Raw genomic sequence first — 21,377 nt, 5'->3', positions numbered from 1 at the left:
AGGCCGGCACCACGGGGCGAGGGAGGGGTTACACCACCAGCGACAGCAACATGATCAGGATAATGCCGACCACCGAGAGGATGGTCTCCATCATCGACCAGGTCTTGAAGGTTTCAGCCACGGTCATGTTGAAGTACTGCTTGACCAGCCAGAAGCCTGCGTCGTTCACGTGCGACAGGATGACCGAGCCGGCACCGGTAGCCAGTACCAGCAGCTCACGGTTCACATCGGGCACCAGCGTCACCACAGGGGCCACGATGCCGGCGCCGGTGATGGTCGCAACGGTCGCTGAGCCGGTCGCCACACGAATCACTGCTGCCACCAGCCAGGCCAGCAGAATCGGCGAAATCTGTGCCTGCACTGCCAGGTGGCCGATAACGTCGCCCACGCCGCTGTCCACCAGCATCTGCTTGAAACCACCGCCTGCGCCAACGATCACCACGATCGCCGCGGTGGGCGCCAGGCTCTTGTCGAGCAGCTTGAGCACCTGGTCACGCGTGAAGCCCCGTGCCGCGCCGAAGGTGTACAAGGCCAGCAGCAAGGCGGCGAGCAGGGCGGTGATGGGGTGCCCTATCAAGTCCATCCAGGCTCGCACGATGTGGTCGGCTGGCAGTGCCACGTCGGCAGCGGTTTTGAGCAGCATCAGGAACACGGGCAGCAGAACGGTGCAAAGGGTCACGCCGAAGCTGGGCAGGTTCTTGGCGTCGGACTCCTTGGCAATCTGGTCCACCAGCTCCTGATTAGGCGTGTTGGGCACGTAGCGAGCGATCAGGCTACCAAACAGGGGGCCTGCGATGATTGCGGTGGGCAGGCCAACCAGCAGGCCGTAGAAGATGGTTTTGCCGATGTCGGCACCGAACACGCCGATCGCCAACAGTGGGCCCGGGTGCGGCGGCACCAGCCCGTGCACGACCGACAGGCCTGCCAGCAGCGGAATGCCGATCTTCACCAGTGACAGCCCCGTGCGCCGCGCGACCACGAACACCAGGGGGATCAGCAGAATGAAGCCAATCTCGAAGAACAACGGGATGCCCACCAGGAACGCAGAGAACATCATTGCCCAATGCACGTTCTTTACGCCGAACCAACGCACCAGCGTCTGGGCGATCTGGTCGGCGCCGCCGGAGTCGGCCATCAGCTTGCCGAGCATGGTGCCCAGTGCCAGCACGATACCGACAAAGCCCAGCACGCCACCGAAGCCGTTCTGGTAGGCCTGCATGACCTTCGCCACAGGCATGCCAGAGGTCAGGCCTAGAAAGCCCGCCGCCAGCGTCAAGGCAACGAAAGGATGGATGCGCGCGTGGGTGATCAACAGGATCAGGCCGACGATGGTGACGCCGGCATCGAGCAGCAGAAAGGTGTTGTGAGACAGCCCGAACATGGCCTTGGCCTCTTGTTGTGATTGTGATGTGGCGGGTTAGGCCGGTTGTTTTAAATTGACCGAGCCGCGCTCACGCAACCAGCGGTCGACTTGGGCGGCGAGCTCTGAAACCGGGGCGGTGGCATCGAGGGGCAGGGTATTGGGCTCGCCGGTCGGCACCTCCAACGCAGCGAACTGGCTGTCCACCAGGCTGGCAGGCATGTAGTGGCCCGGGCGGTGCGCCACGCGGTAGGCCGATTCCTCGCGGGTCAATTCGAGGAACACGAAACCCAACTCAGGCACAGCCGAGCGCAGGGTTTCGCGGTAGCTGCGCTTGAGCGCAGAACAGGTCAGCACCGGGCGTTCGCCCTGGGCGATCATGGAAGCCATTTCTTCACCCAGGCGCTTGAGCCAGCCGGCGCGGTCGGCGTCGGTCAAAGCAGTGCCGGCTCGCATCTTTTCGATGTTCTCAGGGGGGTGAAAGCTGTCGCCTTCGATCAGGCGGCCGCCGCTCAGGGTTACGATGGCTGCGCCAATGGTGCTTTTGCCGCAGCCGGTCACGCCCATGACCACCAGCGCGTTGAGTGGGGAATGCATCGGTACCTCCAGGCGGGGTAGCGCTGTCTCGGTGGGCTGGAGCACCACCGCGCCTTGGTCGCTACCGCTATGGTTGTTATTCGAGTCGTCCAGGCCGCTCAAGCATTCCGACCCCTGGCAGAGGGAAAAATTCTTACGGAGGCTGGCGTGAGACAGCGCTACCTTAACCAAATTAAATGGATTGGCAAGTACAATCGCCCCCCACTTGAGCCATTATCAGCGCCCTTATGCCCGCCACTGGAAACCGTACCACCGGCCGCCCCACCCTCAATGAGGTAGCTGCACTGGCGGATGTCTCGCCCATTACCGCCAGCCGTGCGCTGCGCGGGGTGCCGAGCGTTGCGCCAATGCTGGCTGAGCGCGTGCGCCAGGCCGCGCTTGAGCTGGGCTACGTGGCCAACCCGGCGGCGCGGGCACTGGCCTCTCGCCACAGTGCCTCGGTGGTGGTGCTCATTCCATCGCTGTCCAATCATCTGTTCATCGACACCCTGGAGGCGATCCACCGGGTGCTGCACCCGCGAGGGTTGGAAGTGCTGATCGGCAACTTCCACTACGATGCTGGCGAAGAAGAAAACCTGATTCGCAATTATCTGGCCTATCGCCCGGCAGGGATGCTGCTCACGGGGCTCGAACGCAGCGAGGCGTCCTACCGCATGCTGGCGGCAAGCCATGTGCCGTGCGTCCATATGATGGACCTGGCCACCGACCCCGCGGTGCCCTGCGTGGGGTTTTCCCAGCAGCAGGCCGGCCGTGCCGCGGCGCAGCATCTTCTCAGCCAGGGGCGCAGGCGCCTGGGGTATGTCGCAGCGCAACTGGACAGCCGGGTGCTGCACCGCGCTGAGGGGTTCCGGCAGGCTCTGGAAGAGCAGGGCGTGTACGACGCTTCTCTGGAGGTGCTGTGCCCTCAGCGCTCGTCCATTGGCCTGGGCGGTGAGCTATTCGCGGATCTACTGGCGCGCTGTCCGGATGTAGACGGGCTGTTCTTCTGTAACGACGACCTGGCCCATGGTGCGATCTACCAGGCCCAGCGCCAGGGCATCGCGGTGCCGGGGCGGGTATCGATGGTCGGCTTCAACGACCTGCCGCCCTCTGCCCATACCGTTCCGCGGTTGACCTCGATCCGTACACCCCGCGCCGAGATCGGCCAGTTCGCCGCGCAGAAGCTACTTGACCGGCTTGACGGCAAGGCCGACCCGCAGCCGCACATGGACCTGGGCTTCGAATTGATAGTGCGCGAAAGCTGAGGGCGGTTGAACCCTTGGCGCGCGCTGTAGCCAGATGCAAGGCGCAAACGAGCTCAAGGCCCTGGCAACCATGCAACGCATCATCGTCGACCCCCCGCTGTCTCCCTCCACGCCCGAAGAAGCACCGAGCGTGTTCGACACCCCGCGCGCGCGGTTGGAGTTCTACCGGCGCGAAATCCATTTCGAGTCCAGCCTGCTTTCCAACCGCACTAACGCCTACCTGACCGCGCAGTCGTTTCTGGTGATCGCATTCTGCTCGAGCATGGCGAATGTCAACCCTTCCTGGGGCCAGCTGTTCACGATGGTGGCCCCCTCGCTGCTGGCGCTGCTCGGTGTGGTCAGCTCGCTGCATGCCTGGCCGGGCATCCGCGCTTCGTACGAAATCATCGACCATTGGCAATTCAAGCAACGCCACCTGTTGGCCAGCGAACCCTCCATGGGCCGGGCTTACGACGACTCGCCGCTGTTCAGCGACTGGGAGAACAGCCAAAAAGGCTACCGGGCCTCATTGCTGTTCAGCCTCCGCAGCCCGGTGATCTTCATGGTGTTCTGGGTACTGCTGGGGCTGTTCGGCCTATGGGCCCAGTTGCATTGACACGGCGATACGCGGCGGTGGGCAAGGGTCGAGCGGACGGCTATGATCCGGCTCCATGAACAGCCTCGAGTTGCCCTTGCGTAACCCTTGCCCCCCCGGCGCCTGCGTGTGCGAGCGAGAACGGCTCCAGCAGCCAGGCGCCGACGCGCGCGTGCTGCGGCTTACCCGCGAGGAGGAAAAACGGCTGATCGCGCGGCTCGAGGGGCTGCAAAGCCTTGAAGATCTGCAGCGCATGCAGCAGAAGTTGCAGGAGCAGCTGGGCGTGCGCCTGGTGGTGGAGCCGGGGCCCGCTGAAGTGCGCAGCGCGTTGGGCTTACGTATCGAGCTGCAACCCCAGCCGGGGCTGTGCCGCAAGACCTGCAAGGCCGTGCCTGCGGCGGTCAGGCGGGCGATGGTGCAGCAACCCCCGATTCTTTGGGCACTGCTGGACAGCCGCGACTTGCTCGGCTGAGCACAGGGCTCATCGCCCAGTACGCTGCCCGCGACGGATCATTGCTTCGCTTACTTCTTCAGCAGCCCTGCCAGCCCGGCGAACGGGTTGTGGGTGGCCGTGGCGATCTTTGGCGTGCTGAGCGAGCCCTCGCCAAAGTACTGCTGGTCGGTGTACCGCGCATGCTCGTTATCGTGGCAGTACAGGCACAGCAATTCCCAGTTCGAGCCATCCTGGGGGTTGTTGTCGTGGTTGTGATCGCGGTGGTGAACGGTTAGCTCACTCAAGCGCTTGCCAGAGAATTCCCGAGCGCAGCGGCCGCACACGTGCGGGTACATCTTCAGGGCTTTGTCGCGGTAGCCGCGTTCGCGCTCGCGCTGGTTGTCGGCAAGGATGCGGTCGAGTTTGGAGGTATCGGTGGCCATGGTGCACCTGGAACGGTTCAAAGCCTGCAGTGTATAGCCGGTGCCTACCTGGCGCCATGGGCCGGCGCCAGGTGGCGGGCAATGCTCAGCCGCGTTGCGCGGCTTTCCACTCGCGCAGCCAGCCAAGGCCCTCGGAGGTACCGCGTTTGGGGCGGTATTCGCAACCCACCCAGCCGCTGTAGCCGAGCTGGTCGATCAGTGCGAACAGGTTGGGATAGTTCAGCTCACCCAGGTTGGGTTCATGGCGTTCCGGTACGCTGGCGATCTGAATGTGGCCGATGTTGGAGAAATCCCGGCGCAGTGTGCTGCTGACATCGCCCTCGACGATCTGGCAGTGGTAGAAGTCGAATTGGACCTTCAGGTTGGGCGCTCCAACCGCGTTGACGATGGCTTGGGCCTGGTCTTGGCGGTTGAGGAAAAAACCCGGCATGTCGCGGGTATTGATCGGCTCGATCAGCACCGTTACACCGACTTTCGCCGCTTGCGCAGCGGCATAGGCGAGGTTGGCTTCGTACACCGCCTGGTGCGCGGCGCGCAGGCTTTCGCTCGGCAGCAGCCCTGCCATCACGTGGATGCGGTCGTTACCCAGCACCTCAGCGTAGGCCAGGGCCTGCTGGATGCCGTCGCGAAACTCGGTTTCGCGGCCGGGTAGGGAGGCGATGCCGCGCTCACCGGCAGCCCAGTCACCCGGGGGTGCATTGAACAGCGCCTGCACCAGGTTATTCTCAACCAGGCACTGTTTCAGGGTTTGAGCCGGGTAATCGTAAGGGAAGAGGTACTCCACCGCTTCGAAACCGTCAGCCGCAGCGGCGGCGAAACGGTCGAGAAATTCATGCTCGGGGTAGAGCATGCTGAGGTTGGCGGCAAAACGTGGCATCGCGCGAGTCTCCGAAGGGTTATACCAGTGGCCACAAAGCCAGGGTGATCAGAAAGCCCAAGGTGCCCAGGATAGTCACGAGTACAGTCCAGGTGCGCAGGCCATCGCCTACGTTCAGGCCGGCGAGCTTCGTGAACATCCAGTATCCGGCGTCATTGATGTGCGACATGGCCAGCCCGCCACCGCCCATGGCCAGGCACAGCAGGGCCATCTGGTTGGGGTTGAGCCCCAGGGTGGCGATCAACGGCCCAAGAATCCCGGCGGTGGTCACCAGCGCCACGGTGGTCGAGCCTTGTACCGCGCGCAACAGCAGAGTCAGGATGAAGCCTAGCGCCAGCACCGGCAGGCCGGTGTTGCGCAGCGCTTCGGAGACCACCGCACCAATACCGGTGTCGACCAGCACCTTGCCGAACACGCCACCAGCACCGGCGATCAGAATCACCATCGCCACCCCCGGCAGTGCCGAGCCGATCACGTCACTGACCTGCTGGCGGCTCCAACCCCGGCGCGCCCCTAGTAGCCAGGCGCAGAGCAGGGTGTCGATCAGCAGCGCCACCAGCGGAGCGCCCAGCACCGTCAATATCGCGCGCACGGTTGAATCGGCCGGCAACAGCGTCGTGGCCAAAGTGCCCAGCAGGATCAGCACGATCGGTAGCAGGATCAGCGAAACGATGATGCTTGCGCCGGGCGCAGGTGCAGCGGGCAGGCGAGCGGCCAGGCTGCTGGCGCTTTCATCGAGGGCGCTGCCTTGGGCGGTGTGCTCGATGTGCTGCTTGGAGTAGTCGTCGCGCGCCCAGGCCTGGATGTCTTCGTTAGTGATGTGTGGCCCGAATACCTCGCTGCGGATGTCGTCGGTCATCGGGTAGACTCGCCGCGTCATCCGCCCGGCGATCAGGTAGCCGATCAGGCAGAGCACGGCCACGATCGGCAAGCCGAACAGCAGCACGCGGCCGAGATCAGCACCTAACTGGCCGGCAGCTGCGACGGCGCCCGGGTGAGGAGGCAAGAAGGCGTGCACGGCCAGCAGGGCTGCGCACATAGGCAAGGCGAACACCAGCAGTGGCTTGCGCGCAGCCCGGGCCACGCCGTAGGCCAGCGGCATCAGGATGATGACCCCGACTTCGAAGAACACCGGAATACCTACCATGAACCCGGCGACGGTCAGCGCCAGTGGCGTGCGCCGGTTGCCGAAGCGCTTGATCAGCGACTTTGCCAGGGCTTCTGCACCGCCGGACAGCTCGATGATACGGCCAATCATCGCCCCTAGAGCGATGATGATCGCAATATGGCCAAGGGTTTTGCCCATGCCACCTTCAATGGTGGCCACCAAGTCGCCTGGTTTAACCCCGGCCACCAGGGCCACCACGATGCTTACCAGCATCAAGGCCACAAAAGGCTGGAATTTGTAGCGCAATACCAACAGCAACAACACGGCGATACCGGCCGCTGCGATGGCCATCAACAACATGGGGGTCATGGTGGTGCTCCGTTTTTTTATTGTGCCCGGGGCCCGGCCCCGGGGGTTGGTGCCTTACCAGCGCGCGCCGAAGGTCTCGGCCAGCTCCTCAAGCGCCTGGGCGGTCAATGGCGCAGGCTTGGGGTTGCTCATCAGCCACAGGCGGGCGGTTTCCTCAAGCTCTTCCAGGGCATACGCAGCTTTGGCGACCGAGCTTTCCCAGACCACCGGGCCCAGGCGCTCGAGCATTACGCCGCGCACTCGGTTCGCCAGTTGCGCTACCTGCTCGGCAACCTTGGGGGAGCCGGGGCGTTCGTAGCCGATCAGCGGAATATGGCCGACTTTCATCACCTGATAAGGGGTGATTGGCGGCAGGATGTCATCTGGCGCCCAGACCCCTGCAAGGGTGAGTGCCACCAGGTGAGTTGAGTGCGTATGCACCACACCGCCCACGCCAGGGTTGCGGTCGTACACCTGGCGATGCAAGGCGAGGGTCTTGGAGGGTTTTTCGCCGCCGACCCACTCACCGGCCAAATTCACCTTGGCGATGGCGGCAGGGTCTAGCCGGCCCAGGCAGGCGTCGGTGGGCGTGATCAGCCAACCATCGTCGAGCCGTGCGCTGATGTTGCCGGCGCTGCCCACGGTATAGCCGCGGCCAAACAGCAGGCGGCCGATGTCGCAGATCTCTTCGCGTTGCTTGGCTTCACGGCTCATTGGGCACCTCCGGCCAGCTGTGCCAGGGCTTTGGCGAAGAAGTCACGGCCGCCGAAGTTGCCGGACTTCAGTGCCAGTGCCAGCGGCGTCGCACCCGTGCTGGCAGTGGCCGGCACGCCTGGGTCGATCTGGGCACCGATCTTCAGCAGGCTTACGCCAAGCGCCTGCACCACGGCACCGGAAGTTTCTCCGCCGGCGACCACGAAGCGGCGAGTGCCGGCCTCGAACAGGCCCTTGGCGATGGCACCGAGCGCGCTTTCTACCAGCTCCCCGGCGCGCTCTACGCCCAATTGGGCTTGCACAGCCTTGACGTCATCCGGTGTGCTGGTGGCGTAAATCAACACCGTTTGGCCGGCGTCACGGACAAAGCCCAGTGCGCGTTGCACCACGGGCTCACCGGCGGCGAGCGCCAGAGGGTCGATGCGAAGGGCGGGGCGGCCGGCTTCAAGCCACGCCGCTACCTGGCCGTTGGTGGCTACCGATGCACTGCCGGCAAGCACGACCTCACCGCCTTCGATCTGCGGCAGCTCGGCAGCGTCGATGTCACGCAGCTTGCCAGCCTTGCGGAAGTTGCCAGGCAGGCCCAAGGCCAGGCCAGAGCCGCCGGTCAGCAGCGGCAGGCCGGCGCAAGCCTGGCCCAAGGTATAAAGGTCGCGATCGCTGACCGCATCAGCGATCGCGACAGTGACACCGTCGCAGCGCAATTGGGCAATGCGCTCGCGCACTGCGGCCTCGCCCTGAGCCACGCTGTCATAGCGCAGCAGGCCGACCTTGTTGGGTGTCTGGGCCTGCAGCACACGCACCAGGTTGGCGTCGGTCATCGGCGTGAGCGGGTGGTTCTGCATGCCGCATTCATTGAGCAGTTGGTCCTGTACAAACAGGTGGCCACGGAAAATCGTACGGCCGTTTTCCGGAAAGGCCGGGCAGGCCAGGGTGAAATCGCTGCCCAGCGCCTGCAGCAGCGCGTCTGTAACCTGCCCGATGTTGCCCCGCTCGGTCGAATCGAAGGTGGAGCAATATTTGAAGAAGATTTGCTCGCAACCACGCTCACGTAGCCACGCCAGTGCCGCCAGCGATTGTTCCACAGCTTCGGCCGCAGGCAGGGTACGTGATTTGAGTGCGATCACGATGGCGTCAGCATCCAGCTCGGCCAGCGCCTCGGCTGAAGGTACGCCGATGCTCTGCACGGTGCGCATGCCGCCGCGCACCAGCATGTTGGCAAGGTCAGTCGCGCCGGTGAAGTCGTCGGCGATGCAGCCCAGCAAGGGCTTGGCGGAAATGCTCATGGGCTTACTCGCTGGCTGGCTTGGCGGTGGGCAGGGTGATGCCGGGGAAGATCTTGATCACCGCCGAATCGTCTTCGCGGCCAAACCCTGCGGTGGAGGCCTGCATGAACATCTGGTGCGCGGTGGCCGAGAGCGGCAGCGGGAATTTGCTGGCCCGGGCGGTATCGAGCACCAGGCCCAGGTCTTTGACGAAGATGTCTACCGCCGACAGGGGCGTGTAGTCGGCATTGAGGATGTGCGGCACACGGTTTTCGAACATCCACGAATTGCCAGCACTGTGGGTGATCACCTCGTACAGGGCGTCGGCGTCGACGCCTTCACGCAGGCCGAGCGCCATGGCTTCGGCGCTGGCCGCAATGTGTACCCCGGCCAGCAGCTGGTTGATGATCTTGACCTTCGAGCCCAGGCCGTGGGTGTCGCCCAAGCGATAGACCTGGCCGGCCATGCCGGCAAGCACCGCTTCTGCCTTGGCATAGGCTTGCGCCGGGCCGCTGGTCATCATGGTCATCTGCCCAGCTGCGGCCTTGGCGGCGCCACCGGAGATCGGCGCATCGAGGTAGTCGATGCCTTGTTCGCCGAGGCGCTTGCCCAGCTCGATGGCGAAAGTGGGGGCCACGGTGGCACACCCGATGACCAGGCTGCCAGGCTCGAGCGCGGCGACCACGCCGTTCTCGCCATACAGCACGGTTTCGGTCTGCTCGGCGTTGACCACCACGGTGATCACCACCTCGCAGGCGGCTGCCAGTTGCGCGGGGCTTGCGCAACCCACGCCACCTTCTTCGGAGAAGGCCTGCACAACGCTTTCGCGCACGTCGCAGGCATGAACGTTGAAGCCGCTGCGCAGCAGCGAACGGGCGATGCCCAGGCCCATGGCACCCAGGCCGATGACGCCGACGTTTTTGTTGCTCATCCGTTTCTCCTCGATGGAGCGCTGCGAACGCGGCGCTCAAGCGATGTTATGATTTGTTAACGGATAGTGAGCCAGTGAGCGGATAATGTGAAGTGTTTTTTTAAGGCTCTTTCAAAAGGCAGAGCTCATGCGGCTTTAAGCTAAAGCTCTGAGCGTGCCACCCAGTGCCTCACTCCTACGTCGGCGGAATTAACATAATTTAACATCGCCTTGTTAAGGCTCACTCCGCGAGCATCAATTCCACGCCCAGGGTTCTGATGCCTTCGGCCGCAGCCGGCGCAAGCGCTGCGTCTGTGATGATGGTGTCGAACTGATCCAGCCCGGCGATGCGGTAGGTGCCGAAGGTACCGTACTTGCTGCTGGTGGCTACCAATACGCAGCGGGAAGCGGCGTGCATGGCGGCCTGCTTGACCTCGACCTTCGGTGCCGAGGGGGTGGTGGTGCCGCGTTTGAAATCCCAGCTGCTGGTACTCATGAACGCCACATCCGTTGCGAGCCGCCGCAGGGTCTGCGCGGCGAGCGGGCCAACACAGGAGCGGTTGGGGTGGTCGAGCAGGCCGCCGGTGTGGATCACTTGCACGTGCATCACGTCGGCCAGCGCCGCCACCACACCGAAGTCATTGGTGACCACCGTCATCCCCTGCAGGGCGCTGATGTACGGCACGATCTCCAGCGTACTGGTGCCGGCGTCCAGGTACACGGTCATGTCCGGGTGCAACAGGCTGGCGGCGCAGCGCGCCATGGCCTGCTTCTGCGGCAGCTCCACCACCGCCTTGCTCTGGTGGCTGGGCTCGCTGTGCAACTGGCTGGCGATGCGTACCCCGCCGGTGACCGAATAGGCCTGGCCGCTTTCTTCGAGCAACGCGATGTCGCGGCGGATGGTCATGTGCGAGCAATCGAACATCTCCATCAATTGGTGAACGCTCAGTACCTGTTGTTTGCGCAGGGCCCGCAGCATCTGCTCGCGACGTTGTTCGGGGATCATCGGTGAGGCGTCGTCGCGGGGCATGAAAAAGGTCCTGGTGGGCAAGCCGAATGGCGGGCAGTTTGGGATATTTCACCGGTTTTGCAAACGCCGGTTCGCTCAAGATACCGAGGCCGAACAGGCATCCATTGTTTTTTTCTCAAGTTCATCCCTGCCGCGCCGATGTGCTGGTTACAGGCACTCGCCTCGCGCACGTTGACTGCTTATAACAACAAAAACGGCGCAACTATCGATCTTTTTGCTGCCCGCTCTCGCTCATCGCTACGGGATCTCCCTATGAATATTCGCAAGAAGCTTACCTGTGCTTTTGCTGCCATCGCCTGCGTGCCCGTCGTGGTCGTCGCTGCATTGGTAGTGTTCAACCTGCGCGGCCAGGCGGCCGAGGATTTCGTCGACAGCAGCGGCAGGGAGATCCGCCAAATCGACAACGCCATGCAGCAGTTTTTCGCTGGCATCAGCCAGAACGTGGAATACCTGGCGCGTGATCCGTACATTACCGGAATCGACGGTCTCAAGAGCTATGTGGGCGCCGATGCTGCCAGTGTGCCGCTGCCGCCGAATAACGTAGCGTTGCTCGCGGTGTTCGAGCGTTTCGCCAAAAGCCATCCCAGCACGGCCTATCTATCGGTCGGCCTTGAAGACGGCACTTACGCCAGCTGGCCCGACGACGCCAAGTTATCTAGCTACGACCCGCGCAAGCGCCCCTGGTACCTCGCAGCCACCGCAGCACCGGGGCAGAATGCGCGGACCGCCCCTTATTACTGGGCGCCGGACGATGCGGTGTTGATCGGTACCGTTCGCAGCTTCAACGATGCCCAAGGCAAGCTGCGTGGCGTAGTAGGGCTGGATGTTTCCATCAAGGGCCTGACCGAGCAGGTCAAAGCAATCCACTTGGGCAAGAGCGGTTACCTGATGTTGACCGAGGCCAACGGTAACGTAATCGTCGACCCCAGCGACGCCAAGCACAACTTCAAGCAGCTCAAGGAGCTGGGCCCGGATTACGCGCCCCTGGCTGCCGTGAATGAGGGCGTGACCGAAGTTACCCTCAACGGCGTGACCTACATGGCCAACGTGGTCACCTCCAAGGCGCTGGGCTGGCATTTCATCGGCCTGATCCAGCGCGATGAAGTGATGGCCAAGGCCAACCACCTGACCTGGCTGATCAGCGGCATCGCCGTGGCCCTGGCGGTGCTGTTCGCGCTGGTGGGCATGAGCTTTTCAGGAATGATCGTGCGGCCGATCCGCGGCGTTGCCGACGGCCTGCAGTCGATTGCCCAGGGCGAGGGCGACCTGACCCGCAACCTCACCGTGCAGGGCAAGGACGAAACCGCCACGCTGGCCGGTTGGTTCAACCAATTCCTTGGCGCCATCGCTCAACTGGTGCGCAGTATTGGCCGAGCCTCGGGCGATCTGCAACAGGCCGCCGGCGGCAGCCGTGATGTGGCCACCGCCATGAACGATGCGGCCGGCCGCCAGCGTGAAGCAGTCGAGCTGGTGAGCACGGCCTTCAATGAGATGGTCGCCACCTCCAACGAAGTGGCCCGCGCCTGCAGCCACGCTGCCGCTAGCGCCGATGCGGGCCAGCGCGACGTGCAGAGCGGCCAGCAGCACATCGATGACGCCACCGGCAGCGTGGTGCAGCTGGCTGGCAACCTGGAACACGCGACCCAGGCCATGCAGGTGCTGGAGCAGGACAGCCAGAACATCAACAGCATCCTCGACACCATCCGCTCGATTGCCGAGCAGACCAACCTGCTCGCGCTCAACGCAGCCATCGAGGCGGCCCGTGCGGGCGACCAAGGCCGCGGTTTTGCGGTGGTGGCCGACGAAGTGAGGGCGTTGGCGCGGCGCACCGCTGATAGCACGGGTGAAATCGACACGCTGCTGGGCAACCTGGCGCGGCGTACACAGGAAGTGACCGTGCAGATGCAGCAAAGCCTGGGCATTTCACGCCAGAGCGAAGCGCGCATCCAGCAGGCCCGTGGCAGCTTCGAGAAGATTCGCGATGCGGTCGATAGCATTCGTGATCAAAACAGCCAGATCGCCACGGCTGCCGAGGAGCAGCATCAGGTTGCCGAAGACATCAACCGCCACATCGCACAAATCCATACCGACGCTCAGGAGGTCGAAGGGTTAGCGCAAACCGCCAGCAGCGGGGCACGCCAGCTCAACGAGATTTCCGCCGAGCTCAATGGGCTGGTGGGGCGGTTCAAGTACTGAACGGCCGTTCTAGGGCATACCGGCGCATCAGCGCCGGTTTTGTTTCAGATTGCCTGGAACCTGCGGATCAACTGTACCAGCCACAGGCATAAGGCGAAGGCGACGGCCGCCATCGCCGTCATCAAGTGAATCATCGCCTCGCTGCCCAGGTGGGCAATCAGGTAGCCGCATGCCAGCGGTGCCAGCGCCTGGGCGATCAACGCCGGCTGCGCCATCCTCCCGGAGACCACGGCGTAATCAGCCGGTTTGACGACCACCAGCGGCAACGTGCTTTTGACGATGGCGCGTAGCCCATTGCCTACCCCGTACAGCACCAGGCCCAACGCCACCAGGCTGGGCGTGAAGTCCACCAGTAGCAAACCCACCAGCGTCATGCCGCTTGATAGCAGGGCGGTAAACAGCGGTGCCTGGCGCTTGAGCAGCAGGTCGGTCACCCGGCAAAGCACCTGCGCCGGGCCAATCAGCGCACCCAGAGCGATGGCAGAAGCGAGGCTATGGCCGCGCGCTTGCAGAACGCTGAGCAGCACCAGGGTCAGGCAGGTCATCAGTGCGGCAGCCAACGCAAACAAGAGGGTCATGACCCAGTGCAACGTGGCCGGCAACGCCTTGGGGTTGCCTGTGGCAGCCTTGCTACGGTTGGCCGCCGATGCAGGCGCGGCCAGGGCGTAGCGGTACAGCGGGTAGAGGGCGAGCAGGGCGACACCCCCATAGACTGCGCAGGTCCAGCGCCAACCCAGTGCATGCACCATGACCGCCAGCAGTGGCCAGATCAACGTGGTGCAAAAGCCTGAAATCAGCGTGACTCCAACGATGATCGGCCGGGCCCCAAGGCCGTGGCTTGCTCCCAGTGAGGTGAACAGCGCGTCGTAGAGGCCGCCAGCCATGGCAACGCCCAGCAGCACCCAGGCCAGCAGAAACCATGGCAGCGAGGGCGCCAGCGCCATCAACCATAGCCCGGCGCAGAGAAAGAAACCATGCCCGGCCAGCACCGCCCGCCCACCGTACCGGGCGATCAGCCGGCCACACAGTGGCGCCAGCAAGCCAGCCACCAGCAGCCCCAGCGAGGCACCACCCAGCACGCCCTGGCGTGGCCAGCCGGTGCTGGCCACGATCGGGTCGGCAAGCACACCAAGCAGGTAGAACGAGCCGCCCCAGGAGAGAATCTGCAGCACGCCGAGTAGGGCGATCTTCAGGGCGTTAGGGCGTGGCGCCGCCGCAGAGGGCGGCGCCTGGTCGCTCATCTGAAGATCACCGTACGGTCGTGGTTCAGGAATACCCGGTGCTGCAGGTGGTAGTTCACCGCGCGGGAGAGGGCGATCGTCTCGGTATCACGGCCCACCGCGACGAGCTGTTCAGGCAGGTAGGCGTGGTCGACGCGCTGCACTTCCTGCTCGATGATCGGGCCTTCGTCCAGGTCGCTGGTCACGTAGTGGGCAGTGGCCCCGATCAGCTTGACGCCGCGCTCGAAAGCCTGGTGATAGGGCTTGGCGCCCTTGAAACCAGGCAGGAACGAGTGGTGGATGTTGATCGCGCGGCCCGAAAGCTTGCGGCACAGGTCATCGGAGAGAATTTGCATGTAGCGGGCCAGCACCACCAGCTCAGTGCCGGTTTCCTCGATGATGGACATCAATGCCGCTTCCTGGGCGGCCTTGTTGTCCTTGTTCACCGGCAGGTGCACGAAGCGGATGCCTTCGCGCTCGGCCATGTGCCGCAGGTCGAGGTGGTTGGAGACCACCGCAGTGATCTGCATGCTCATCTCGCCTTTACTGTGCCGGTAGAGCAGGTCGCGCAGGCAGTGGTCGAATTTGCTGACCATCAGCAGGACGCGCAGCGGCTGGCGGCTGTCGAACAGTTCCCAGCTCATGTCGAAGCGCTGGGCTACGGCGTCGAAGCCGGCTTTGATCTGCTCGATGTCGTTGGCGGCGCCGTCGTTGAAGCGGAACACCGCACGCATGAAGAACGTGTTGTTGCTCTGGTCGTCGAATTGCGCCATTTCGCCGATGTAGCAGCCCGAGTCCGCCAGGTAGGAGGTCACCGCCGAGACGATACCGGAGGTTGCGGGGCAACTGACTTTGAGCACGAAGTTGCAGGTTGAAGCGGGCATGAAGGGTCCTTGAACGAAGCGGTAATGGCCTGGGCAGGCTTCGCCGAACGGCGGCCCCGGCCGGGCAGGCGGCAGATATTACCAGAGAGCGGCGCTCAAGCATCAGTGTGCCAGCGCGAAGGGTTCGCACCGGCACACTGGTAGCGGTTTAAAGGCGGCGGCAAGCCAGCGAACCGCAGGGCGGCCCGCTCAACTGCTCACCGTTTTCTAGGCTGAACACCGAGAAGTGCAGGGGGCAGGTAATGGTGCGCCGTTGCCGGTTGACCATTCCATGCGCCAGCCAGCCGTGCCGATGCGGGCACAGGCTGGGCACCTCATAGCTGGCATCTTCCAGGTGCACGGTGAAGGTGGGGGCCACCGGTAGGTCATCGGGCATCGGCCACCTCCGGGTGAGCGCTGCCGGCACGAGCTTGGCGCACGGCCTGCTCGAACGCTTGGTCGATCACCGCCCGCCCCACGCACACCCCATGCCAGGCCTTGGCGCAGTCGAGCTCACCGCCATTGGCCATCGCCTTGAGCAGCCGTTGGCCCTCCTTGGCATGAAACACGTCGATGTGCACGTGCTCGCTGTAATAGTGGTGAGCCTGAATCTCCAGCCGCTCGCACAGGGCGGTGTAACAGCCGAATGCCGTCGGCACCAGGGTTTCGAAGTAGGTGATCATGCCGGCGAACCAGGAGGGGTCGTCTGCACGCATCGCCAGCCAGCAGAACAAGTTGGCGAAGGCACAGCCTGCCTCGTTGGTCGCCTCGATGTGGCTTTCCAGGTCGGTAGGCATGCCCAGCTCGCTCAACAACGCCTTGTAGAGCGTGGTATGAGAGCGTTTGAGGTTGCCGCAGCCGAACTCGTCGAGCAGCATGCGCAGCATCGGCATCTGCGCCTCAAGGCTCAACCTCGGCATCAGGTGGTAGAACACCTGGGCCTCGGTCAGCCCGTCCAATGCAAAGGCCTGCACCAGGCACTTGAACTGCTCGCGGGTCATCGACTGCGCCACATAGCGGGCGCTGGGCGACTCTTCGGCGGTGTCTTGGGCCATCAGGGCGTCGAACATTCGCCGCCATTGAACCAGCGTGGCCGGTTGCTCGGGAGTTTGGGTGCGTACCACCAGGCGGTCGATCCATCGCTGTTCGAATGCCAGCAGGGCAGGCTCGATCGGCTGCAGGTGATCGATCAGAGCCCTGTTGGCCCGAAACAGTTGCTTGTGCGATAGGGTCATTGGGCCAGCTCCGGTACGGTAGCCGCGCAGGCGAGGGTGCCGCGGGCGACCAGTTCACGCTTGAGGTGTTCATACCAAGCCGGCTCGCCCAGCTGGTGGTAGGCATCGAGCTGCGTGATCAGAGCTGCCAACCCTGGCTGCCCTGGCTGCCAGGCTAGCCGACACAGGGCTGGCTCTACGTTGGCCAGCGAGACCACATTGCCGTCGCTGATAAGTCGCCCGGCCAGCTCTTGCTCCCAGCCGATGTAATAAGCGACACCGGCTTGCCGCAACTGGTCTACCTCCGCCTGCGTGCGCGGCTGGCTGGGCGAGTCCTTCAGGCCAATGACCCTGGGTAACTTGGCAATGCGCAGCAGGGTTTCGAGGTTTTTTTCATTACCCGACAGTGCTGCCTCGTTGTAGACCATCAGTGGCAATGGGGTGCTGTCATGCACGCACCGATAGTGCTCGAACAGCGCCTCTTGCGAGGCACCGCCACCGAAGGGCGATGCCACCATGATTGCGGCAGCGCCTAGGGTTTGTGCAAGCTGTGCACGTTCGATCACTGCTTCGGTGCTGGCCAGCTCGATACCTGCCACCACCTGATGCACCGGCAACGCATGGCGAAGGGTATGGCCGAGCATGTCAGACCATTGCCGAGGGCTCAGCCGCCAGCCTTCGCCGGACGTGAGGCAAGGGATGAACCCATCCACTAATGGGCCGCAGGCGTGGATCAGCCGCTGTACCGAGCGCTCGCACACCTCACCGTGAGCGTCCAGGGGGGTTACCAGCGGAACCAGTATATTGGGCTTAGACATGCTCTAGCTCCTGCGCCTGGATGCTCAGCGCCAGTGACGCCTCATAAAGCTGCTGCAGGCTATCTGGGAAGTGGCCAGGCACAGGGCTGGCTTCAGGCGCCACGAGCCAGGGCTTGAGGGCAGGGCACCCAAGGTAGTCCTGGTCATTGGTATGAAAGGGCGCCTGGCAGTCCAGCACCTGAGCCGCCAACAAACGTTTTTCCGGGGACAACCCCGCCAGGGCATCACAGGTTGCAGCGCGCTGCAGGGCTGCCTCTGAGTAACCGGCTCGCTGGATGCGCATCTGCGAGTGCAGCACGTCCATGAACGGATAGTAGAGGTCCTGCAGCTCGCGGGATTTTTTCCAGATGATGGCGTCGCAGATCCCGACCTGGCTGAAGCTCATCCAGGCCTGGCGATGGTAGTGCTGGGTGAAGAACGCAAGCGAACGCGCGCGGACATGCGAGTTTTCATGGTGCATGCCCATGAACCAGCTGGCGTCGATGATTGGGATGGCGTCAGGCATCGTAAGCCTCCAATGCTGCGCGAATCACCTTCATGGCCGCCTCGAAGGCTTCCGGCTCACGGGCCAGGGCCAGGCGCACATAGGGCGCCCCCTGTTCAGGTGCACTCCAGTAGAAGTACCTTCCTGGCAGCACGTATGCCTGGTGCTGCAGCAAATAAGCTTGCAAGCGGTCACCGCACAGCCCGTCTTTGAGGATGTGGAACCAGGCCACGCTGGTTTCTACAGCGGGTTCGACATAGCTCAGCAAGGTGCCATCCAAGTACTGGCGAGCGACCCGCCGGTTAGTTTCAAGCACGTCGCGCACCGAAGCGAACCCATCGGCGGCGCTGTCGTTGATGTATTCGGTCACCAGTTGCAGCACGAACGGCGAAACGTTGAGCAGTACGCTCGTAACGATGCTGTAGATCTCGGCATTGAGCCTTGGGCTGCTCATCAGCGTGGCGCATTTGGCGTCTTGCAACGGCCACGTCTTGCCAGTGTCCTCCATCACCAGGTAATCGGTGCCCATTGCATCGAGCAGTGCGTAGGCGTCTATCCGAGTGCGCCCGCTGGTCATCAGAAAAGCGGCGAAGCAAAAATCCAGAATCAGCAGTTTGCCGTGGTCACGGCAATAGCGCGCCACCTCCACAAAGCTCTCATGGCCATCTGCGAACATTGAGCTGCCCGTGGGGTTGTTGGGGTCGACCAGAAACACCGCATCCACTTCGCCAGCATGGGCTTGCAACAGCCGGTACACCTGAGTGGGGTCGGCAAGAATCGCTTCGGGCAAGGGGGCCATCGGCACCTGCATATGCGCCAGTAGGTCGTGCAAATTGTCGAAGCAGGGCTCGATCAGGCCTACGCGCAGTTTATGCTTGCGCAAGTACGTGGCGGTGATGTGCATGGCCACAGAGGCGGCATACACCAAATAGATTTCGTCGCTACGCTTGAGCGCATGGTGTTGCCCGTGAAAGCGGAAGAACGCCTGGATGAAGGCCTGCTCACTCTGGTGCTGGGTCAGGTGCTGGGCACGTTCCCATAGCAATGGCAGGTTGCGCACGATTTGCGCCTGGCTAGGGCTCTGGCGCTGGTGGGTGTGTGCGTCGGCAAGGTTATGGCGAGTCTTGAGCGCCTGAATCTCGTGCTGAGTGATGTCGTGTGCCGCCAGCGCGGCGGCCGGCATGGCCGTAGAGGACGGAAGGTCCATTTTGAGCGAACTCCTTTGAGGGTTATGTGCGTCGGTAACGCCTTGCCATCATTGGTTTTTCGCTCGGGGGCGGTAACTGTACCGAGGTGCAGGTATAAGTGCAGGTGCAGGTGGTACAAGCTCAGTGTTTTCAGGCAAGGCCCCGGCGGGTCGCCTCGAAAACCGCTTGCTTGGCGGTGTGCACGTCAAGCTTGCGCACGATGTTGGCCATGTGAAACTTCACCGTCCGCTCACTGATGTCACAAATGCAGCTGATCTCGCCATAGGATTTGCCCATTACCACCCAGCCCAGGATCGAATGCTCGCGCGGCGTCAGGGGTTGTTCCAGGGCGGCCCCGCTCGCCCCGCTGTTCATGCGGCTGTGAAAGGCGACCAGCGCCATCTGCAGCGCTCCTTTGCACCGCTGGATCTGCCTCTCGAAGGCCGGATCACATTCGCGGTTGAACAGGCTCAGCAAGCCCATCCGCTGGCGGGGGTCGTGAACGACAAAGGTATAGCCTTCCATCAGGCCGCATTGCTCGAGCAAGCGTTGATACAGGGCGCCCATGGCATCGGCCTTGGGCGCAGGGGCCTCGGCCCAGGAGAAAGGCGCCACGCTTTGTACCGCATAGGCCACCAGGGGGTCGGTGCGGTGCAGGGCAAGGGCGCGATATTCCCGCTGCCAAGCCATGGGAAAGCTGGAGGTGAAGTGCGATAGGCGGTCGGTACGTTTTTCGACTGTGAAGTAGGTCAGGGGGCAGTTGATTTCAAAGGGCAGGTGCTCGAGCAAGGCGGCCAGGTGGGCGTCCTGCGCGGGCAGCGGCAACGGTGGGATGCGGTCCATGTACGGTCTCGGCGTCACGCAGGCCCGTTGGCCGATAGTTGAACAAAGGGCTGAGCCTGGCCGATCGCGCGGGGGGCGGGCATTGCGCTGTCCCATGGTTTTCTGATTGCATGTGCAACGAGTCTGCATTATCCCCATTGCATATCGCAAGGCCAGCCAGGAGTTTTACCGATGGATCATCATCCGTCCAAACCCTCGCCCGATACCGCCGCGGCGGCGCGTGCCTGTATCGAGCATATCGAGCGAAGCGGCTGGTCGGCGCAGGCGGCTTTGCCGTACATCGACGAACGGGTAAGCCAGTTGCTCCAGGCCCCGGACCTGGCTACGCAGTTGTGCGTGTTCGACCACCGGAGTCATCTGGCCAGTGCCCTGCACACATTGCAGTTGGCGGAGCAGGCCGGGCGTAACCTCACCGAGCCCAGCCTCCAACTGCACCTGACACATCGAATGACCCGCTCGCGGTTGGCTGCAATGACTGGGCAACAAGGCGCGCGTGGCATCGTGCTCAATGACATTGGCCATGTTGGAGACACGCTGGTTCGCCATCTGCCGGCTTGGGCACCGGGTGACCCGCAATGCCTTCCTTACGACCCTGCCTGCGGCGAAGAGGCCAGGGCCGTTCTCGTGGGCGCGTTGGCAGAGCTTTATATCGAAGGAAAACCCGGCTTTGTATATATGGACTTGCAGGCGGGGCCGCGTGAAGGGCTTGCCTGCGATCGTTCCGACGCCTACCAAGGCATGTATCGCATCTACGATACGATCGACCAAGCACCGGCCCTGCGCTTGCTGGGCGCCGGCCCCATGTTGCGCGAAGTCAGGGCCGCTGCCGACCGCCTGCTGGCCGACTGGGGCATCGTCGCTCAGGTATGGAGCTGCCCCAGCTTTACTCGGCTCGCCCGCGATGCCGCTACTCGCGCAAGCAGCCGAACCTCGGCTCCATGCCATCTGGCCCGGTGCCTGAGCGGCAGCGATGCGCCGGTTATCGCGGTGACGGGCTATGCCGAATATGTGGCCGCGCAACTGAAACCCCACCTAGCGGTACCCTACACAGCGTTGGGTGCCGATAGTCTCAGGCTTGGCCATCACCTTGGTTGCCATTGGATCATTCTGGCTGCCCTGCAGGCATTGGTGCTAAATGGCACGCTTCATGCCAACGTCATGCATCAGGCCAGGCGGCGCTATCAGCTGGAATGATCAGCCTTGCGGCTACCTACTGCGTTGGCACTGGCACGCTGCAGCGCCAGGGTGAATTGCAGCCGCTGCTCTTCGTCGAATTCCACCAGGAACAGCTCCGCCACGGCGCCCTTGTAAATCGCCCACATGCGTTGGCGCAGGGTTCTGCCACTGTCGGTGATGCGAACGATCAGGCCGCGCCCGTCTTCACTGGTTTTTTCCCGGGTAACCAGCTGTTCTTTTTCAAGCCGGTCGACCAGGCGGGTGAGGTTGTATCGCTCGATAGCCATGGCGTCAGCCAGCGCGTGCATGCGACGGGCACCGCCTTCGCCACTTTCGATACCCCATAACGCGTCGTACCAGGCATAGGGCGGCAATTTCTCCTGAGCCAACCGCCGTTCGATTTCACGAATCAGGCAGCGATGCGCGCGGATGAAGTTGTACCAGAGGTCGGGCGTGGCGGCGACCATGAAGTC

22 protein-coding genes and 2 pseudogenes are annotated in these 21,377 nt (G+C 63.3%); 6 read left to right on the top strand and 18 right to left on the bottom strand.

Going from position 1 to position 21,377, the window contains the following annotated elements; translation table 11 throughout:
* Positions 1-28: 28 nt before the first annotated feature.
* Positions 29-1,381 carry a GntP family permease gene (locus F474_RS01930; RefSeq protein ID WP_097084213.1) on the bottom strand — a complete coding sequence of 451 codons (1,353 nt, stop codon included), beginning with the start codon at positions 1,379-1,381 and terminating at the stop codon, positions 29-31.
* 36 nt (positions 1,382-1,417) lie between these two features.
* Positions 1,418-1,957: a gluconokinase gene (locus F474_RS01925; RefSeq protein ID WP_097084304.1), complete on the bottom strand. Its 540-nt coding sequence runs from the start codon at positions 1,955-1,957 to the stop codon at positions 1,418-1,420.
* Between the two features lie 227 nt (positions 1,958-2,184).
* On the opposite strand from F474_RS01925, the gene F474_RS01920 reads away from it, so the two are divergent.
* The 3 genes from F474_RS01920 to F474_RS01910 all read left to right on the top strand — a co-directional run bounded on the left by F474_RS01920 (position 2,185) and on the right by F474_RS01910 (position 4,247).
* Positions 2,185-3,201 (top strand): LacI family DNA-binding transcriptional regulator, encoded by a 1,017-nt coding sequence (locus F474_RS01920; RefSeq protein WP_097084214.1) that lies wholly within the window; start codon positions 2,185-2,187, stop codon positions 3,199-3,201.
* Between the two features lie 70 nt (positions 3,202-3,271).
* Complete coding sequence (locus tag F474_RS01915; RefSeq protein ID WP_097084305.1) at positions 3,272-3,796, top strand: hypothetical protein; 525 nt, start codon at positions 3,272-3,274, stop codon at positions 3,794-3,796.
* A 55-nt stretch (positions 3,797-3,851) separates the two neighbouring features.
* The gene (locus F474_RS01910; protein WP_097084215.1) at positions 3,852-4,247 is read left to right on the top strand and encodes a hypothetical protein; all 396 of its coding nucleotides are present in this window, start codon (positions 3,852-3,854) and stop codon (positions 4,245-4,247) included.
* 50 nt (positions 4,248-4,297) lie between these two features.
* On the opposite strand, the gene F474_RS01905 is transcribed toward F474_RS01910, so the two are convergent.
* From F474_RS01905 to F474_RS01875, 7 genes are all read right to left on the bottom strand, one after another.
* Complete coding sequence (locus tag F474_RS01905; RefSeq protein WP_097084216.1) at positions 4,298-4,651, bottom strand: YajD family HNH nuclease; 354 nt, start codon at positions 4,649-4,651, stop codon at positions 4,298-4,300.
* Positions 4,652-4,736: 85 nt separating this feature from the next.
* Positions 4,737-5,528 (bottom strand): 2-oxo-tetronate isomerase, encoded by a 792-nt coding sequence (gene otnI, locus F474_RS01900; RefSeq protein WP_097084217.1) that lies wholly within the window; start codon positions 5,526-5,528, stop codon positions 4,737-4,739.
* Positions 5,529-5,547: 19 nt separating this feature from the next.
* Positions 5,548-7,005: an SLC13 family permease gene (locus tag F474_RS01895; RefSeq protein WP_097084218.1), complete on the bottom strand. Its 1,458-nt coding sequence runs from the start codon at positions 7,003-7,005 to the stop codon at positions 5,548-5,550.
* 54 nt (positions 7,006-7,059) lie between these two features.
* Positions 7,060-7,698 (bottom strand): aldolase, encoded by a 639-nt coding sequence (locus tag F474_RS01890; RefSeq protein WP_097084219.1) that lies wholly within the window; start codon positions 7,696-7,698, stop codon positions 7,060-7,062.
* Positions 7,695-8,984, bottom strand: a complete 1,290-nt coding sequence (gene otnK, locus F474_RS01885) for a 3-oxo-tetronate kinase (RefSeq protein ID WP_097084220.1) — start codon at positions 8,982-8,984, stop codon at positions 7,695-7,697. Before otnK ends, F474_RS01890 begins: the two co-directional genes overlap by 4 nt.
* A gap of 4 nt (positions 8,985-8,988) precedes the next feature.
* Complete coding sequence (gene ltnD / locus F474_RS01880) at positions 8,989-9,909, bottom strand: L-threonate dehydrogenase (protein WP_256577699.1); 921 nt, start codon at positions 9,907-9,909, stop codon at positions 8,989-8,991.
* A gap of 205 nt (positions 9,910-10,114) precedes the next feature.
* Positions 10,115-10,903 carry a DeoR/GlpR family DNA-binding transcription regulator gene (locus F474_RS01875; RefSeq protein WP_165830250.1) on the bottom strand — a complete coding sequence of 263 codons (789 nt, stop codon included), beginning with the start codon at positions 10,901-10,903 and terminating at the stop codon, positions 10,115-10,117.
* Between the two features lie 138 nt (positions 10,904-11,041).
* Here F474_RS01875 and F474_RS23130 point away from each other — a divergent pair.
* Both F474_RS23130 and F474_RS23125 read left to right on the top strand, forming a co-directional pair.
* Positions 11,042-12,238 (top strand): annotated as a pseudogene (locus F474_RS23130) (sensor histidine kinase); the annotation flags it as partial.
* A gap of 324 nt (positions 12,239-12,562) precedes the next feature.
* Positions 12,563-13,099, top strand: a pseudogene (locus F474_RS23125) (methyl-accepting chemotaxis protein); the annotation flags it as partial.
* Between the two features lie 44 nt (positions 13,100-13,143).
* On the opposite strand, the gene F474_RS01865 reads toward F474_RS23125, so the two are convergent.
* The 8 genes from F474_RS01865 to F474_RS01830 form a co-directional block, all read right to left on the bottom strand.
* The gene (locus F474_RS01865; protein WP_097084223.1) at positions 13,144-14,340 is read right to left on the bottom strand and encodes an MFS transporter; all 1,197 of its coding nucleotides are present in this window, start codon (positions 14,338-14,340) and stop codon (positions 13,144-13,146) included.
* Positions 14,337-15,203: a formyltetrahydrofolate deformylase gene (gene purU / locus F474_RS01860; RefSeq protein WP_097084224.1), complete on the bottom strand. Its 867-nt coding sequence runs from the start codon at positions 15,201-15,203 to the stop codon at positions 14,337-14,339. Before purU ends, F474_RS01865 begins: the two co-directional genes overlap by 4 nt.
* Positions 15,204-15,351: 148 nt before the next feature.
* Entirely contained in the window at positions 15,352-15,579 is a 228-nt protein-coding gene (locus F474_RS01855) for a Rieske 2Fe-2S domain-containing protein (protein ID WP_097084225.1), read from the bottom strand.
* Positions 15,569-16,417 (bottom strand): iron-containing redox enzyme family protein, encoded by an 849-nt coding sequence (locus tag F474_RS01850; RefSeq protein WP_097084226.1) that lies wholly within the window; start codon positions 16,415-16,417, stop codon positions 15,569-15,571. Before F474_RS01850 ends, F474_RS01855 begins: the two co-directional genes overlap by 11 nt.
* Positions 16,414-17,214, bottom strand: a complete 801-nt coding sequence (locus F474_RS01845; protein WP_097084227.1) for a dihydrodipicolinate synthase family protein — start codon at positions 17,212-17,214, stop codon at positions 16,414-16,416. Before F474_RS01845 ends, F474_RS01850 begins: the two co-directional genes overlap by 4 nt.
* A complete protein-coding gene (locus F474_RS01840) occupies positions 17,207-17,719 on the bottom strand; it encodes a DUF6190 family protein (protein ID WP_097084228.1) in 513 nt (170 codons plus the stop codon). Before F474_RS01840 ends, F474_RS01845 begins: the two co-directional genes overlap by 8 nt.
* A complete protein-coding gene (locus tag F474_RS01835; protein WP_097084229.1) occupies positions 17,712-18,905 on the bottom strand; it encodes an aminotransferase class I/II-fold pyridoxal phosphate-dependent enzyme in 1,194 nt (397 codons plus the stop codon). Before F474_RS01835 ends, F474_RS01840 begins: the two co-directional genes overlap by 8 nt.
* A gap of 130 nt (positions 18,906-19,035) precedes the next feature.
* Positions 19,036-19,728 carry a LuxR family transcriptional regulator gene (locus F474_RS01830; RefSeq protein ID WP_097084230.1) on the bottom strand — a complete coding sequence of 231 codons (693 nt, stop codon included), beginning with the start codon at positions 19,726-19,728 and terminating at the stop codon, positions 19,036-19,038.
* Between the two features lie 171 nt (positions 19,729-19,899).
* On the opposite strand from F474_RS01830, the gene F474_RS01825 reads away from it, so the two are divergent.
* On the top strand, positions 19,900-20,922 hold the full coding sequence (locus tag F474_RS01825) for a pyruvate dehydrogenase (protein ID WP_097084231.1): 1,023 nt from the start codon (positions 19,900-19,902) through the stop codon (positions 20,920-20,922).
* Here the strand turns inward: F474_RS01825 and F474_RS01820 are convergent.
* Positions 20,910-21,371: a MarR family winged helix-turn-helix transcriptional regulator gene (locus F474_RS01820; RefSeq protein WP_097084232.1), complete on the bottom strand. Its 462-nt coding sequence runs from the start codon at positions 21,369-21,371 to the stop codon at positions 20,910-20,912. The two genes, F474_RS01825 and F474_RS01820, sit on opposite strands and share 13 nt — an antisense overlap.
* Between the last annotated feature and the right edge of the window lie 6 nt (positions 21,372-21,377).

It is taken from the genome of Pseudomonas sp. URIL14HWK12:I12, from assembly GCF_003097135.1.
GTDB lineage: Bacteria > Pseudomonadota > Gammaproteobacteria > Pseudomonadales > Pseudomonadaceae > Aquipseudomonas.
This window is presented reverse-complemented; position numbering and strand designations above follow the sequence as displayed.

Excerpts from the sequence above, each read along its gene's own strand:
- F474_RS01850 (WP_097084226.1), bottom strand. The coding sequence starts at position 16,417 with ATGACCCTATCGCACAAGCAACTGTTTCGGGCCAACAGGGCTCTGATC.
- F474_RS01905 (WP_097084216.1), bottom strand. The coding sequence starts at position 4,651 with ATGGCCACCGATACCTCCAAACTCGACCGCATCCTTGCCGACAACCAG.
- F474_RS01835 (WP_097084229.1), bottom strand. The coding sequence starts at position 18,905 with ATGGACCTTCCGTCCTCTACGGCCATGCCGGCCGCCGCGCTGGCGGCA.
- F474_RS01830 (WP_097084230.1), bottom strand. The coding sequence starts at position 19,728 with ATGGACCGCATCCCACCGTTGCCGCTGCCCGCGCAGGACGCCCACCTG.
- F474_RS01855 (WP_097084225.1), bottom strand. The coding sequence starts at position 15,579 with ATGCCCGATGACCTACCGGTGGCCCCCACCTTCACCGTGCACCTGGAA.
- otnK (WP_097084220.1), bottom strand. The coding sequence starts at position 8,984 with ATGAGCATTTCCGCCAAGCCCTTGCTGGGCTGCATCGCCGACGACTTC.
- F474_RS01845 (WP_097084227.1), bottom strand. The coding sequence starts at position 17,214 with ATGTCTAAGCCCAATATACTGGTTCCGCTGGTAACCCCCCTGGACGCT.
- F474_RS01820 (WP_097084232.1), bottom strand. The coding sequence starts at position 21,371 with ATGGTCGCCGCCACGCCCGACCTCTGGTACAACTTCATCCGCGCGCAT.
- F474_RS01890 (WP_097084219.1), bottom strand. The coding sequence starts at position 7,698 with ATGAGCCGTGAAGCCAAGCAACGCGAAGAGATCTGCGACATCGGCCGC.
- F474_RS01895 (WP_097084218.1), bottom strand. The coding sequence starts at position 7,005 with ATGACCCCCATGTTGTTGATGGCCATCGCAGCGGCCGGTATCGCCGTG.
- F474_RS01930 (WP_097084213.1), bottom strand. The coding sequence starts at position 1,381 with ATGTTCGGGCTGTCTCACAACACCTTTCTGCTGCTCGATGCCGGCGTC.
- F474_RS01825 (WP_097084231.1), top strand. The coding sequence starts at position 19,900 with ATGGATCATCATCCGTCCAAACCCTCGCCCGATACCGCCGCGGCGGCG.
- F474_RS01875 (WP_165830250.1), bottom strand. The coding sequence starts at position 10,903 with ATGCCCCGCGACGACGCCTCACCGATGATCCCCGAACAACGTCGCGAG.
- F474_RS01910 (WP_097084215.1), top strand. The coding sequence starts at position 3,852 with ATGAACAGCCTCGAGTTGCCCTTGCGTAACCCTTGCCCCCCCGGCGCC.
- F474_RS01840 (WP_097084228.1), bottom strand. The coding sequence starts at position 17,719 with ATGCCTGACGCCATCCCAATCATCGACGCCAGCTGGTTCATGGGCATG.
- purU (WP_097084224.1), bottom strand. The coding sequence starts at position 15,203 with ATGCCCGCTTCAACCTGCAACTTCGTGCTCAAAGTCAGTTGCCCCGCA.
- F474_RS01925 (WP_097084304.1), bottom strand. The coding sequence starts at position 1,957 with ATGCATTCCCCACTCAACGCGCTGGTGGTCATGGGCGTGACCGGCTGC.
- F474_RS01865 (WP_097084223.1), bottom strand. The coding sequence starts at position 14,340 with ATGAGCGACCAGGCGCCGCCCTCTGCGGCGGCGCCACGCCCTAACGCC.
- F474_RS01920 (WP_097084214.1), top strand. The coding sequence starts at position 2,185 with ATGCCCGCCACTGGAAACCGTACCACCGGCCGCCCCACCCTCAATGAG.
- F474_RS01915 (WP_097084305.1), top strand. The coding sequence starts at position 3,272 with ATGCAACGCATCATCGTCGACCCCCCGCTGTCTCCCTCCACGCCCGAA.
- otnI (WP_097084217.1), bottom strand. The coding sequence starts at position 5,528 with ATGCCACGTTTTGCCGCCAACCTCAGCATGCTCTACCCCGAGCATGAA.